Here is a 14,055-nt window from a genome sequence, read left to right as displayed (position 1 = left end):
GTATTCGGCGTACTGGGCTCAAGATGCCGCCGCGATGTCGACGTATTCCGTCAGTTCTGCTGCGGCAGCACAGTTTTCGCCGTTCCTCACCCCACGCCAAACCACCACTTCGGATGGGGCAACGGCTCAGCGCGACGCCGTCGCTCAAGCCACCGCCAACGCCTCGAGCTCGAACTCGGGCTCGAAGGCGGCTTCAGCGGCCGGCGGCTCCTCGTCGGAACTGTTCCGAATCCTCGACACCATCCAGGGCGCCCAGACCACATTCAGGTCCATTTTCACTACCGAAGGGACCGCTGCCGGAATCATTCAGGCCGACAAGAACCTGGGCATTTTGCCCAACGTCACGGCGGTCCCGTCCGCGCTGCCTAAGCCGCCCGCGCTCGGCGGTGCCACGCCGGGCCTGGGCAACGTCAACGCGGCGCTCGCGCGCGCCGGACGAATCGGCCCGATGTCGGTGCCCGGCGGCTGGGCCACCGCGACCGGCAACCCCGTTGCGGCATTGCCGGGCAGCGGCTTGTCCGGCCTGGCGGCGACCGAAGAGGTGGCCCGAACCGGGTCCGGGGCGCCCGGCATGCCCGGGATACCGGGCGGGACGGCCAGGCGGGCCACGCTTGTGGTCCCCCGCTACGGCAGGCGGATCATGGTGATGACTCGCCCACCCGCGGCCGGCTGACGGCCGCTCAGGGCGCGGGTGGCTGCGGCGATTCTGGTGCCGCGGGCGGCCCGGGTGGCGCCGCCGGGTCCGCGGGAGCGAACCTCCAGTTGTCGGGGTTCTTCGGCGAATAGACCACCGGGAACAGCTGGCCGATTGTCGGCCATTGATTCACGTCGATGGCCAGCCGCTGATACACCGCGTGCTCGTTGACCGTGGGCCCATTGATCACGCCGGCGACGGTGACGAACTGCTCGCCGGTGGCGTCGGGGCGGGGGCTTATGCCGGTCACCAGCAATGTGCCGCTCAGCACCTCACCCCGCGGGCCGCGCGGGACGAACCGCTGGACGAGAAACACCGCCAACACGGCCATCAGCAGGAGAAGCAATCCGAATTCCCACACGGGGCCATGGTAGGACCGTGATAAGACTGCGTCATGAGCCGCACCGGCGACGACGCAGTGGGGGTACCGCCCGCTTGCGGGGGACGAAGCGATGTGCAGGAGCGGTGCCGGTGAGCCAGGACGATCTGGCGCTGGCACTGGCGCTGGCCGACCGCGCAGACACGTTGACTTCCACGCGATTCGGCGCGCTGGACCTGCGTGTCGACACCAAACCCGATCTGACGCCGGTCACCGACGCCGACCGCGCGGTCGAAACCGAGCTGCGTGAGTTGCTCGGGCGCGAACGGCCGGACGACAGCATTGTCGGCGAAGAGTTCGGCGGCGATACCAGCTTCACCGGGCGTCAGTGGATCATCGACCCGATCGATGGCACCAAGAACTTTGTCCGCGGGGTGCCGGTGTGGGCCACGCTGATCGCGTTGCTCCAAGACGGTGTCCCCGTCGTCGGCGCCGTGAGCGCCCCGGCACTGCAGCGCCGGTGGTGGGCCGCGCACGGCCGGGGTGCTTTCGTCGCGGTCAACGGTGCGCCGGCTCGCCGGCTCGCGGTTTCCTCAGTGGCACAACTGAATTCGGCCAGCCTTTCATTCTCCAGCCTGTCCGGATGGGCGCAACTCGGTGTGCGGGACCGATTCATCGCACTGACCGACACGGTATGGCGGGTGCGCGCCTTCGGCGACTTTCTGTCCTATTGCCTGCTCGCGGAAGGTGCGGTCGACATAGCCGCCGAGCCGGAAGTGTCGGTATGGGACCTCGCGGCCCTCGACATCCTGGTGCGCGAAGCGGGCGGCGTGCTGACCGCGTTGGACGGCACCGCGGGCCCGCATCACGGCAGCGCCGTAGCCACCAATGGCCTGCTGCAGCAGCAGGTCCTCGGCAGCCTTGCGGGCGCCCCGCTGTGAATTAGTTAACAAGTGTTCTCTCCGATCTTACTCCGGAGTAAGATCGGAGAGAACCGCATTGCCCAACGACCTGAGGCTGCTGAAATGACCGGTTCCGGTTCCAACCAGACATCCACCCGCCCCCGCGCCAAACGGCGCGACCACAAGTCCGCTGTCGGGCTGCAACCCCACAAGCGCACGGGCATCGACATCGCCATTGCGCTGCTGACACCGCTCGTCGGGCAGGAGTTCCTCGACAAATACCAGCTGCGCGACCCGCTTAACCGCGCGCTGCGCTACGGCACCAAGACGATTTTCTCCACCGCCGCGACCTCTTCTCGGCAGTTCAAGCGAGTCCAGAACCTGCGCGGCGGGCCGACCCGGCTCAAGTCAAGCGGCAAGGACTACTTCGACCTGACGCCCGACGACGAGCAGAAGATGATCGTCGAGACACTCGATGAGTTCGCCGAGGAAGTGCTGCGCCCCGCCGCACACGACGCCGACGAAGCGACGACATACCCGCACGAGCTGATCGCCAAGGCCGCCGAGCTGGGCATCACGGCGATCAACATCCCCGAGGATTTCGACGGCATCGCCGCACACCGATCCAGCGTGACCAATGTGCTGGTCGCCGAGGCGCTCGCCTACGGCGACATGGGTCTGGCGTTGCCGCTGCTGGCCCCGGGGGGCGTGGCCTCCGCGCTGACCCATTGGGGTAGCGCCGACCAGCAAGCCACCTATCTTCCCGAGTTCGCCGGTGAGAACGTGCCCCAAGCGTGCGTGGCCATCGCCGAGCCGCAACCGCTCTTCGACCCCACCCGGCTGAAGACCACCGCGGTGCGCACCCCGAGCGGTTACCGCCTGGACGGGGTGAAGTCGTTGGTCCCGGCCGCCGCCGATGCCGAGCTCTTCATCGTCGGCGCGCAGCTGGACGGCAAGCCGGCATTGTTCATCGTCGAGTCCTCGACGAAAGGCCTTACCGTGAAAGCGGATCCGAGCATGGGGATCCGCGCGGCGGCCCTGGGCCACGTCGAACTCTCCGGCGTGACGGTGCCGCCGACCGCGCGGCTCGGTGAACCAGACGCGAGCGACGCCGAATACGATGTGGCTTACTCCGAGGCGATCGCGCTGGCCCGGCTGGGGTGGGCGGCGCTGACCGTCGGCACCTCGCACGCGGTGCTCGACTACGTCGTCCCGTACGTGAAGGAACGCCAGGCCTTCGGTGAGCCGATCGCCCACCGCCAGGCGGTGGCCTTCATGTGCGCCAACATCGCCATCGAATTGGACGGGCTGCGGCTGATCACCTGGCGCGGCGCTGCGCGTGCCGAGCAGGGCCTGCCGTTCATCCGCGAGGCGGCTCTGGCCAAGCGGCTCGGCGCCGACAAAGGCATGCAGATCGGCCTGGACGGCGTTCAGCTGCTTGGCGGCCACGGCTACACGAAAGAGCATCCGGTCGAACGCTGGTACCGCGACTTGCGGGCCATCGGCGTTGCCGAGGGCGTCGTCGTCATCTAGGTCGTCATCCAACTCGAGTCGAGAAAGTTTAATCATGGCAATCAATCTGGAACTTCCCCGCAAGATGCAGGCGGTGACGACGAAGACACACCAGGGCGCCGCAGAGTTGATGCGCCCGATCGCCCGCAAGTACGACCTCAAGGAACACGCGTACCCGGTCGAGCTCGACACTCTGTTCAGCCTCTTCGAAGGAGCCTCGGAGTCAATCGAATTCGCGGGAGCGAACGCGCTGGGCGGTGAGGACGAAGAACGGGACAAAAACCACAACGGCGCCAACATGGCCGCGCTGCTGCAGACTCTGGAAGCCAGCTGGGGTGACCTCGCGATGATGTTGTCGGTCCCCTACCAGGGCCTGGGCAACGCGGCCATCTCCGCCGTCGCCAACGAGGAGCAGCTGCAACGGCTGGGCAAGGTATGGGCGGCGATGGCCATCACCGAACCCGGCTTCGGATCGGACTCGGCGGCGGTGTCCACGACGGCCACCCTGGACGGCGACGAGTACGTGATCAACGGCGAGAAGATCTTCGTGACCGCCGGCTCCCGCGCCACCCACATCGTGGTGTGGGCGACGCTCGACAAGTCACAGGGCCGCGCGGCGATCAAGTCATTCGTCGTACCCCGCGAGCATCCCGGTGTCACTGTCGAGCGGCTCGAGCACAAGCTGGGCATCAAGGGTTCCGACACCGCGGTCATCCGGTTCGATAACGCCCGCATTCCGAAGGAAAACCTGCTCGGCAACCCCGAAATCGAGGTGGGCAAGGGCTTTTCCGGAGTGATGGAGACCTTCGACAACACCCGGCCCATCGTTGCGGCCATGGCCGTGGGCGTCGGCCGTGCCGCGCTCGAGGAGATCCGCAAAATCCTCACCGAGGCCGGCGTGGAGATCTCCTACGACAAGCCCTCGCAGGCCCAGAGCGCGGCGGCGGCGGAGTTCATCCGCATGGAAGCCGACTGGGAGGCCAGCTATCTGCTGTCGCTACGGGCGGCGTGGCAGGCGGACAACAAGATCCCGAACTCCAAAGAGGCGTCGATGAGCAAGGCCAAGGCAGGCCGGATGGCCACCGATGTCACGCTCAAGACCGTCGAATTGGCAGGCACCGCAGGCTATTCCGAACAGTCACTGTTGGAGAAATGGGCGCGTGACTCGAAGATCCTGGACATCTTCGAGGGCACGCAACAGATTCAGCAGCTGGTGGTCGCGCGCCGCCTGCTGGGCCTGTCCTCTTCCGAGCTCAAGTAGCGATCGCGTTCAGGCGCTCGCGGCCCTCGTCGTCCAGTTCGATGGACGCGGCAACTGCATGGCGCCGAAGCCGACGCGATTGACCGAAAACCCACCGAGTGGAAAGGGATCCACACGGTGACGTTAGCGTCGGAGCATGGACACATTTCAGGCGCTCGTCGCGCGACAAGATGGTGACCGGATAACCGCGTCGGTCGAGACGCTGAACCACTCCGACCTACCGCCCGGAGAGGTGGCCATCCGGGTCCTGTATTCGAGCGTCAACTACAAAGACGCGCTGGCACTGACGCCGGGTGGCGGCGTGGTGCGCGACTACCCCGTCGTCCCGGGCATCGACCTGACCGGTGAGGTCGTCGAGTCGACGTCGGCCGACTTCGCCGTCGGCGATCAGGTGCTGGCCCACGGGTATGCGATCGGCACCGGTCACCACGGCGGCTACGCCGAATACGCACGATTGCCGGCCGACCAGATAGTCGCACTCGGCGCGTTGAGCCCTCACGATGGCGCCGCGATCGGCACGGCGGGCTTCACCGCCGCGATGAGCGTGCAGGCGCTGATCGACTGGGGCATCACGCCCGACGCCGGTCCCATCGTCGTCACCGGAGCCACCGGCGGCGTCGGATCGGTCAGCGTGGACCTGCTCGCGGCCGCCGGCTACCAGGTCGTCGCCTCCAGCGGCAAGCCCGAGGCCACCGACCGGCTGAAAGCCCTTGGCGCCGCGGAGGTTATCGGTCGGCTGCCCGCCGACCCCGACGCCAAGCCACGCCCGCTCGGCAAGGCGCGCTGGGCGGGCGGGGTGGACTGTGTGGGCGGCGCGACGCTGGCCGACGTGCTCAGCACCGTCGAATACGGCGGTGCGGTGGCCGCCAGCGGCCTCACCGGCGGTCCGGCCCTGCACACCACTGTGCTGCCCTTCATCCTGCGCGGAGTCGCGCTGCTGGGCATGGACTCGGTGCTGATGCCGATTGGCCCGCGCCGCGAATTGTGGGCCCGGCTTGGCGATTCGTTGCGGCCACGTCACCTGGACTCGCTGGTCAGCGACGTCGACGTGAAAGACGTAGTCGGGGTCATCGAACGGGTGCGCGCCGGCAAATTCTCCGGCCGGGCCGTAGTGCGGGTCGCCGGCGGATTTTGACCCGGCAGTAGGCTCTGGTGGCATGCGCGCGGTACAGGTGACTCGGCTCGATGGCCCAGACGCGGTCGAGTTGACCGACATCGATGAACCGTCGGGCGACGGGGTCGTCGTCGACGTGCATGCCGCCGGGGTGGCCTTCCCGGACGCCCTACTCACCCGGGGCCTCTACCAATACCGCCCGGAGTTGCCCTTCGTGCTCGGCGCCGAGATCGCCGGCGTGGTCCGGTCGGCGCCCGAGGGCGCCAACGTGCGCGAGGGCGACCGCGTCGTCGGCCTCACGATGCTGTCCGGCGGCATGGCCGAGGTCGCTGTGCTGGCTCCGGACCGCGTGTTCAAGCTGCCCGACAATGTGAGCTTCGAGGCCGGTGCGGGCCTGCTGTTCAACGACCTGACGGTGTACTTCGCGCTGACGGTCCGGGGGCGGTTGCAGCGCGGCGAGACGGTTCTGGTGCACGGCGCTGCCGGAGGCATCGGGACCTCGGCGCTGCGGCTGGCGCCGGCGCTGGGCGCGTCCCGCACCATCGCCGTGGTCAGCACGCAGGACAAGGCCGATATCGCCACGGCGGCCGGCGCGACCGATGTGCTGCTGGCCGACGGTTTCAAGGATGCGGTGAAGGAGTTGACCCACGGCCGGGGCGTAGACATCGTCGTCGACCCGGTCGGCGGCGACCGGTTCACCGATTCCCTGCGCTCGCTCACTCCCGGCGGACGTTTGCTCGTCCTCGGGTTCACCGGCGGCGAGATTCCTACCGTCAAGGTAAACCGATTGCTGCTCAACAACGTTGACGTGGTCGGGGTGGGTTGGGGTGCCTGGGCGGGGACGCATCCGGACGCGCTGGAAGAGCAGTGGGCCGGGCTCGAGCGATTGCTCACCTCCGGAGAGCTGGCCCCGCCCGAGCCTGTCGCCTACCCGCTGGAGCAAGCCGCGACCGCGGTCGCCTCGCTCGAGAACCGCAGCGCCAAGGGGAAGGTCGTGCTGCGCGTCCGGAGCTAGGCCCGTGCACTTGGTCCCATCCGCACAGTGGTTTTTGGCCGCAGGGCACTCGACTGTTTGCCCGCCTCATAGCGACAGTTGTCAGCCGGTTTCGCGCGTCACTGGTGTTGTCGCTGTGAGGTGGGCGAAAATCGTGTGGCCCACGGCAGAGACGCCTGTGACGGTTGTGACGAACATGCGACGTTGACGACGACGGGTTCGCGACGGCCCTTGTGCGATCCCAAGAAGAGAAAGTAATGTCACTTTCAGTTTTGCGGGCGACGACCGCCGCCCAGCTAGTCCCCCTCGGAGGAACCGTCTATGGAATCCTTTGTGCACCTGCGAAGAGGCCGAACGCCGCGCCGCCTGCACGCCGACCTCGACGGCCTGAAGGACGACGAGCTGGGCCGGGGCGGATTCACCGGGCGCACCGCCAACCTGTACCGGCGCCACGACCCGACCGCCTACCGATCGGTCGGCCCGCTGCGTCCCGTCGACGTGCTGTCCAGCGAGCTCAAGCCCAGCGATGCCACCCAACCCGACGGTGGGCCGCTGCTGATGTTCAGTAACGACGACTGCCGAATCCTGTTGAGCCGTCGTGACGAGCCGATGCCGTTCTTCGTCCGTCATGTCGACGGTGACCTGCTGTGCTTCGTCCACCAGGGCAGCGGCCTGGCGCAGACGGAATTCGGGCCGCTGCGGTATCGGGAGGGCGACTGGCTGTACATCCCGAAGGCTTGCACCTGGCGCCAGTTGCCCGACAGCGCGACCACGATGCTGATGATCGAGGCCACCGACGAGTTCCGCGTGCCGCCGCCCGGTGCGCTGGGCCGTCACTTCCCCTTCGACCCGTCACAAGTCATCATCCCCGAGCCGGTGCCGGTCGACGATGCCGACGGCGAATTCGAGGTCCGGCTCATCCACGAGGGCGGCCCGACAACGCTGTTCTATCAACACAATCCGCTCGACGTCGAAGGCTGGCGCGGAGACAACTTCGCGTTCACCTTCAACATCGCCGACTACAACGTTGTCACATCCGACAGCGTCCACCTGCCGCCGACGGTCCACCTGTTCATGCAGGCCACCGGTGTCTACGTGATGAACTTCCTGCCCAAGCCCGCCGAAGGAATTCCCGGCACCGAACGCACACCCTGGTATCACCGCAACGTCGACTACGACGAGATCGCCTTCTTTCACGGCGGCTCGCTGTACGGAATTCCCATGCCACCCGGTTTGATTTCGCATGCGCCACAAGGGGTTCATCACGGCGCTCCGGAAAAGGCACGGGAACGGGCGCGCCGCAAATTCGACGACTACTCCCGCGTTGATTGGCAGGTAATAGCCATCGACACGCGCCGGCGGCTGACCCCGTCGGCCGAGGTATTGGCCCACGGCCTCGGACAGCATTGATGACGCGCGCCAGCGACGATGCAGAACGAAGCGATGTGGGGGCACCTCCCGCTTGCGGGGGAGAGCGGTGCTGATGACACAAGCCGTGACACCCAAGAAGTTCGAATACGACCGGATCCCCTATCTCGTTGCCTTCCAGAATAATTCCGGAGTGCGAGACGTCTACGGCGGTCTGGCCGAAATCACGGTGCTGGAGAGCTACCTGCTCAAGCCCAAGGACAAGCCGTCGGACACCGTGCTGGTGTTCATGCATCCGATCGGCGGCGGCGCCTACCTACCGATGATCAACGCGTTGGCGCGGGCCGGCCATCACGTCATCTACTGCAACAGCCGCTTCCGCGGCACCGATTCGGCGCTGTTGATGGAGAAGGTCGTCGAGGATCTCGGCGAGTGCATCAAGGACGCCAAGAATCGGCTGGGCTACCAGAAGGTGGTGCTGGCCGGATGGAGTGGCGGCGGTTCGCTGTCGGTGTTCTACCAGCAGCAGGCGCAGAATCCGACCATCACGTCCAGCCCGACCGGCGACGGCCCGGACCTAACCAAACTCGACCTGCCCGCCGCCGACGGCATCATGCTGCTCGCCGCGCACATCAGCCGGCACGGCACGCTGACCGAATGGCTGGACGCGTCGATCCTCGACGAATCCGACCCCACCAGACGCGATCCCGAGCTGGACCTGTACAACCCAGACAACCCCAATCAGCCGCCCTACAGCCAAGAATTTCTGGACCGCTACCGGCAGGCGCAGATCGACCGCAACCGACGCATCACCGCGTGGGTCAGGGGCAAGCTGGCCGAGTTGGCAGCCGCCGGCCGGCCCGATGACGAGTTCGGCTTCGTCGTGCACGGCACCATGGCCGACCCGCGCTGGCTGGACCCGGCCGTCGATCCCAACGAACGCAAACCCGGCACCTGCTACCTGGGGGATCCTCAGGTCGTGAACATGAGCCCCGTCGGGCTGGCCCGGTTCTCCACCCTGCGCGGCTGGCTTTCGCAGTGGAGCTACGACGACGCCCGCGGCGACGCGGTGGCCTGCGGGCCTGACATCGCGATCCCCGCACTGGTGATCGGTAACCTGGCGGATGACGCCTGCACCCCCAGCCACACCCGGCGGCTGTTCCAGGCAATCGGACACGAGGACAAGGAGATGCACGAAATCCCTGGCGCCACACACTATTACGCGGGACCCGACCAGCGCGACGCGCTGCGGAGCGCCGTCACCATCGTGACCGACTGGCTGGTGCGCCACGACTTCGCGGGCGAAGGATGAGCGCATGACTTCCGCCGGCGACGATGCAGAGCGAAGCGATGAGGAGAAGCGGCGCATCGATGTTGCCGGCCCGCTGGACGGCATTCGGGTGCTCGAACTGGGCACCCTTATCGCCGGGCCCTTCGTCGGCCGGCTGCTCGGCGACATGGGCGCCGACGTCATCAAAGTGGAACTGCCCAAGGCGCCGGACCCCTTGCGCACCTGGGGTCAAGCAGAACTCGACGGGCAGCACGTCTTCTGGACGGTGCACGCCCGAAACAAGAAGGCGATCACGCTGGACCTGCGCCATCCGCGCGGCCGCGAACTGTTCTGCGAACTCGTCGAGAAATCCGACATCGTGGTGGAGAACTTCCGTCCGGGCACCCTGGAAAAGTGGAACCTGGGCTACGACGTTCTCAGCGAACGCAATCCGGGCATCATCCTGGTCCGGGTGTCCGGCTACGGGCAGACCGGGCCCGACGCCACCAAGGCCGGATACGCCTCGGTCGCCGAAGCGGCCAGCGGACTGCGGCACCTCAACGGGTTTCCCGGCGGCCCGCCGCCCCGGCTGGCGCTCTCGCTCGGTGACAGCCTGGCCGGCATGTTCGGCGCGCAGGGCGCGCTGGCCGCGTTGTACCGACGCAGCGTCACGGGGCGCGGTCAGGTGGTCGACGTCGCACTGACCGAATCATGTTTGGCCGTACAGGAATCGACCATTCCCGACTACGACGCCGGCGGGGTGGTGCGCGGACCCTCGGGCACCCGGCTGGAGGGCATCGCCCCATCCAACATCTACCGCAGCGCCGACGGCTCGTGGGTGGTGATCGCCGCAAACCAGGACACGGTCTTCGCCCGGCTGTGCAAGGCGATGGGCCGCCCGGAACTGGCCACCGACGACCGGTTCGCCACACACGTCGCCCGTGGCCGCAATCAAGACGAACTCGACAACATCATCGGGGTATGGGCCGCGGAACGCCAGCCGGGTGAGATCATCGAAACCCTCTCCGCCGCTGGGGTGATCGCAGGGCCGATCAACACGGTCGCCGAGGTGGTCAACGACCCGCAGCTGCGGGCCCGCGGCATGCTGGTGGAGCACTACGACGAGCGCGTGCAGCGCAACGTGTTGGGCCCGGGCGTGGTGCCGGTGCTTTCGGAATCGCCGGGGCAAGTCCGCGCCGCCGGCCCCGCGCGGCCGGGCCAGCACAACGACGACGTCTATATCGGGCTGCTGGGCAAGACCGCCGAGGAGCTCGAGGAGCTGCGTGCCGAGGAGGTCCTGTGACCCACGTTGAGATTCGAGAAGTGGCCCTGCGCGACGGGCTGCAGATCGAGACGCCAATCCCCTTGTCTGCCAAGCTCGAACTGCTGGCCGCGGTGGCGGCCACCGGCGTTCGCGAGGTGGAGGTCACCGCGTTCGTCTCCCCGACGAAGGTGCCGTCGATGGCCGATGCCTCCGAGCTGGCCGCCCATCTGCACGACTACCCCGACATCGAGTTCTCGGCCCTGGTGGCCAGTCCCAACGGCGCCAAGCGGGCCGTCGCCGCGGGGTTGCGCTCCATCGAGTATGTGGTGGCCGCCGACGACACCTTCAGCAAGGCCAACGTCGGGCGCAGCAGCGCGGAGGCCACCAGTCAGATTGACGAGATCGTCGCGATCGCGCACGACAGCGACGTCACCGTGGAGGTCGTCATCGCCACCGCCTGGGACTCGCCGTTCGAAGGGCCAACCCCGCCGCAGCGGGTGCTCGAGATCGCGGCCGCCGCCCGCGACCGCGGCGCCGACCGCCTGTCGATCGCCGACACCATCGGCACCACCACCCCGGGCCGAGTGAGTTCGCTTATCGCACAACTGCGTCCGGTGATCGGCGACCTGCCGCTGGGCGGACATTTCCACAACACCCGCGGCTCCGGTCTGGCCAGTGCCTACGCCGCGGTCGGCTCCGGGGTGACCCGGCTGGACGCCTCGGTCGGCGGCCTGGGCGGCTGCCCCTTCGCCCCCGGGGCCACCGGCAATATCGCCACCGAGGACCTCGTATACCTCCTCGGCGACAGCGGTTTCGACGTGGACGTTGACCTGCAGGCCGCCATCGCCGCGGCCGACGTGGCGAAGTCGCTGGTGGGACACGACCTGCCGAGCGCCCTGTTGCGTGCCGGCGATCGGATGCGGAACTGATGTCCGCCCCGGAGGCGAACCGCGAGCTGACCGCCAAAGGCCGCCAGACCAGGCAGGCCATCGAGCAGGCCGCCCGGAAACTCTTCGCCGAACGGGGCTTTCACGGCACCACGTTGGCCGACATCACGTCGGCCGCGGGAAAATCGCCGGCGGTCTTCTACCGATACTTCACCGACAAGGAAGACCTGCTGGCCGCCCTCGCCGAATCGTTCCTGCATGAGGTGGTGACGCCGTCGGGACTCAGCGTCCACCTGCCGGACTCTCCCCCGCAAGCGGGAGGTGCCCCCACCGACGACGACGACTTTTTTACTGACGTCGTCACCGGCTACTGGAACATGTTCAAACAGAACATCGGCATCATGATCGCGGTGGCCCAGCTGGCAGCCACTCAACAGCGCTTCGCCGCGGTGCAGAACGAATTCCGGCGGTTCGGAATGGATCTCGTGGCGGCTTCGGTGCGCCGCGCCCAGGAGCAGGGTTACGGCGCCGAGCTGCAACCCCAGCACACCGCTGCGGCCATCGCGTTACTGTTCGAGAACTTCACTACCGTGTTCGTCGGACCATCCGGCCCCGCGGGCCTCGGTCTGAACATCAGCGACGAAGATGCCATCGCGACCTTGTCGACGGTCTGGAAGAAAACGCTGTACGGCGGCCTCACGAGATCTTAGGAGAACATGTGGATTTCACTCTGCCTGAGCACCTTCCGGGCCTGCTCGCCGAGATGGATGAGTTCATCGAAGCCGAGATCAAGCCGCTGGAACGCGAGAACATGCAGTACTTCGATCAGCGGCGCGAGCACGCGCGCACCGATTGGGACAACGACGGGATCCCCACCCGGGAGTGGGAGGATCTGCTCTCCGAGATGCGCAGGCGAGCCGACAAGGCCGGCTGGCTGCGCTACGGGTTGCCGGCCTCGCTGGGCGGCCGAGACGGCACCAACCTCGACATGGCGGTCATCCGGGAACATTTGGCGCACAAGGGTCTTGGCCTACACAACGACCTGCAGAACGAATCGTCGATCGTCGGCAACTTCCCGCAGGTGATCATGATGGAGCGCTTCGGCACCGAGGAGCAACGCAAGCAGTGGTCGGAAGCGTTGATCACCGGGGAACGGTCCATGGCGTTCGGCCTGACCGAGCCGCAACACGGATCGGATGCGACCTGGCTGGAGACGCACGCCGAACGCGACGGCGACAGCTGGGTGATCAACGGCTCCAAGCGGTTCAACACCGGCGTGCACCGCGCGACCCACGATCTGGTCTTCGCTCGGACCTCGGGCGAACCGGGATCCGCCCGGGGCATCACCGCATTCCTGGTGCCGACCGATACGCCCGGATTCAACGTTCCCTACTACTGGTGGACCTTCAACATGCCCACCGACCACGGCGAAGTCGAGCTGACCGATGTTCGCATTCCCGCCGACGCGGTGCTCGGCGAGGTCGACAGCGGTCTGGATGTTGCGCAAACCTTCTTGCACGAGAACCGGATTCGGCAGGCAGCCAGCAGCCTGGGCGCCGCCCAGTACTGCATCGACCGCGCCGCCGAATACGCCGCCGGCCGTAAAGTGTTCGGCAAGCCGCTGTCGGTCAACCAGGCCGTGCAGTGGCCGCTGGCCGAGTTGGCGACCGAAGCGCAGATGGTGCGGCTGCTGGTGCAGTACGCCGCCTGGCATTTAGACCGCGACCACCACATGGAGGTCTCCGACAAGGTATCGATGGCCAACTACCGCGCCAACCGGCTGGTCTGCGACGCCGCCGACCGCGCGATGCAGGTCTACGGCGGTCTCGGCTACAGCCGGCACGAGCAATTCGAACACATCTATCGCCATCACCGTCGCTACCGGATCACCGAGGGCGCAGAGGAAATTCAGATTCGCCGCGTGGCGCAACGCCTGTTCAAATTCGGCAAGCAGTGATGGACAGCGAGTCGGCGGGACTCGGCGCCAAACTGGCCGGGGTGCTCACCGGGGCCCTCGGCGCCGACACCGCGGTCGAGAACCTGCGCGCGCTGACCGGTGGCGCCAGCAGAATCACCTGGGCGTTCGAGGCCGTCACCAACTGCCAACGTCGCGCGCTGATCCTGCGCACCGGCCCTCCCGATGATGTGCATGCCGGCATGGAGCTCGAAGCCAGGGCTCAGGCCGCAGCGGCGGCCGCAGGCGCACCGGTCCCGCACGTGTTGATCGCCGATAATTCGCCTGCCGCACTGGGCAATCCGTTCCTGATCTGCGACGAGATCCAGGGCGAGACCATCGCGCGGCGCATCCAGCGGCAACTCGACGGCACCGACGGGCAGGCGTCGCGCACGCGGTTGCTGCAGCAGTGCGCGCAGGCCGTGGCCGCCATTCACCGCGCCGACACGGGCATTCCAGACCTGACGCACGAAGACCAACTGGCCGAATGGCGTCAACGCCTCGACGATATGGGCG

14 protein-coding genes are annotated in these 14,055 nt (G+C 67.1%); 13 read left to right on the top strand and 1 reads right to left on the bottom strand.

Annotated features, from left to right (window positions below; translation table 11 throughout):
* The coding region (locus A5652_RS22280; RefSeq protein WP_197514059.1) for a PPE family protein at positions 1-673 on the top strand (673 nt) is incomplete at its 5' end.
* 7 nt (positions 674-680) lie between these two features.
* Here the strand turns inward: A5652_RS22280 and A5652_RS22275 are convergent.
* Positions 681-1,055 (bottom strand): hypothetical protein, encoded by a 375-nt coding sequence (locus A5652_RS22275; RefSeq protein ID WP_067356875.1) that lies wholly within the window; start codon positions 1,053-1,055, stop codon positions 681-683.
* Positions 1,056-1,165: 110 nt separating this feature from the next.
* On the opposite strand from A5652_RS22275, the gene hisN reads away from it, so the two are divergent.
* The 12 genes from hisN to A5652_RS22215 form a co-directional block, all read left to right on the top strand.
* On the top strand, positions 1,166-1,954 hold the full coding sequence (gene hisN, locus A5652_RS22270) for a histidinol-phosphatase (protein ID WP_067356882.1): 789 nt from the start codon (positions 1,166-1,168) through the stop codon (positions 1,952-1,954).
* 84 nt (positions 1,955-2,038) lie between these two features.
* A complete protein-coding gene (locus A5652_RS22265) occupies positions 2,039-3,448 on the top strand; it encodes an acyl-CoA dehydrogenase family protein (RefSeq protein ID WP_067356872.1) in 1,410 nt (469 codons plus the stop codon).
* Between the two features lie 34 nt (positions 3,449-3,482).
* Complete coding sequence (locus A5652_RS22260) at positions 3,483-4,688, top strand: acyl-CoA dehydrogenase family protein (protein ID WP_067356868.1); 1,206 nt, start codon at positions 3,483-3,485, stop codon at positions 4,686-4,688.
* Positions 4,689-4,824: 136 nt separating this feature from the next.
* Positions 4,825-5,823: an acryloyl-CoA reductase gene (locus tag A5652_RS22255; protein ID WP_067356864.1), complete on the top strand. Its 999-nt coding sequence runs from the start codon at positions 4,825-4,827 to the stop codon at positions 5,821-5,823.
* A gap of 22 nt (positions 5,824-5,845) precedes the next feature.
* Positions 5,846-6,817, top strand: a complete 972-nt coding sequence (locus A5652_RS22250; RefSeq protein ID WP_067356859.1) for an NADPH:quinone oxidoreductase family protein — start codon at positions 5,846-5,848, stop codon at positions 6,815-6,817.
* Positions 6,818-7,117: 300 nt separating this feature from the next.
* Complete coding sequence (locus A5652_RS22245) at positions 7,118-8,206, top strand: homogentisate 1,2-dioxygenase (RefSeq protein WP_067356856.1); 1,089 nt, start codon at positions 7,118-7,120, stop codon at positions 8,204-8,206.
* 73 nt (positions 8,207-8,279) lie between these two features.
* Positions 8,280-9,476, top strand: coding sequence for a S9 family peptidase (locus A5652_RS22240; RefSeq protein WP_067356878.1), 1,197 nt, complete (start codon positions 8,280-8,282; stop codon positions 9,474-9,476).
* Between the two features lie 4 nt (positions 9,477-9,480).
* Positions 9,481-10,737, top strand: a complete 1,257-nt coding sequence (locus A5652_RS22235) for a CaiB/BaiF CoA-transferase family protein (protein WP_067356853.1) — start codon at positions 9,481-9,483, stop codon at positions 10,735-10,737.
* A complete protein-coding gene (locus tag A5652_RS22230; protein WP_067356850.1) occupies positions 10,734-11,627 on the top strand; it encodes a hydroxymethylglutaryl-CoA lyase in 894 nt (297 codons plus the stop codon). The genes A5652_RS22235 and A5652_RS22230 overlap by 4 nt, the downstream gene beginning before the upstream one ends.
* Positions 11,627-12,295 (top strand): TetR/AcrR family transcriptional regulator, encoded by a 669-nt coding sequence (locus A5652_RS22225; RefSeq protein ID WP_067356844.1) that lies wholly within the window; start codon positions 11,627-11,629, stop codon positions 12,293-12,295. Before A5652_RS22230 ends, A5652_RS22225 begins: the two co-directional genes overlap by 1 nt.
* 8 nt (positions 12,296-12,303) lie before the next feature.
* Positions 12,304-13,542 carry an acyl-CoA dehydrogenase family protein gene (locus tag A5652_RS22220; RefSeq protein WP_067356841.1) on the top strand — a complete coding sequence of 413 codons (1,239 nt, stop codon included), beginning with the start codon at positions 12,304-12,306 and terminating at the stop codon, positions 13,540-13,542.
* The coding region (locus tag A5652_RS22215) for a phosphotransferase (protein ID WP_156745482.1) at positions 13,542-14,055 on the top strand (514 nt) is incomplete at its 3' end. The genes A5652_RS22220 and A5652_RS22215, both read left to right, overlap by 1 nt.

It is taken from the genome of Mycobacterium sp. 1165178.9 (genome assembly GCF_001673555.1).
Taxonomy (GTDB): Bacteria; Actinomycetota; Actinomycetes; order Mycobacteriales; family Mycobacteriaceae; genus Mycobacterium.
Note: the sequence above shows the minus strand (reverse complement) of the source record. Positions and strands in the feature narration are given on the sequence as shown.

What these genes read in the sequence shown, in the direction of transcription:
- A5652_RS22265 (WP_067356872.1), top strand. Translation starts at nt 2,039, where the DNA reads ATGACCGGTTCCGGTTCCAACCAGACATCCACCCGCCCCCGCGCCAAA.
- A5652_RS22260 (WP_067356868.1), top strand. Translation starts at nt 3,483, where the DNA reads ATGGCAATCAATCTGGAACTTCCCCGCAAGATGCAGGCGGTGACGACG.
- A5652_RS22255 (WP_067356864.1), top strand. Translation starts at nt 4,825, where the DNA reads ATGGACACATTTCAGGCGCTCGTCGCGCGACAAGATGGTGACCGGATA.
- A5652_RS22250 (WP_067356859.1), top strand. Translation starts at nt 5,846, where the DNA reads ATGCGCGCGGTACAGGTGACTCGGCTCGATGGCCCAGACGCGGTCGAG.
- A5652_RS22245 (WP_067356856.1), top strand. Translation starts at nt 7,118, where the DNA reads ATGGAATCCTTTGTGCACCTGCGAAGAGGCCGAACGCCGCGCCGCCTG.
- A5652_RS22240 (WP_067356878.1), top strand. Translation starts at nt 8,280, where the DNA reads ATGACACAAGCCGTGACACCCAAGAAGTTCGAATACGACCGGATCCCC.
- A5652_RS22235 (WP_067356853.1), top strand. Translation starts at nt 9,481, where the DNA reads ATGACTTCCGCCGGCGACGATGCAGAGCGAAGCGATGAGGAGAAGCGG.
- A5652_RS22225 (WP_067356844.1), top strand. Translation starts at nt 11,627, where the DNA reads ATGTCCGCCCCGGAGGCGAACCGCGAGCTGACCGCCAAAGGCCGCCAG.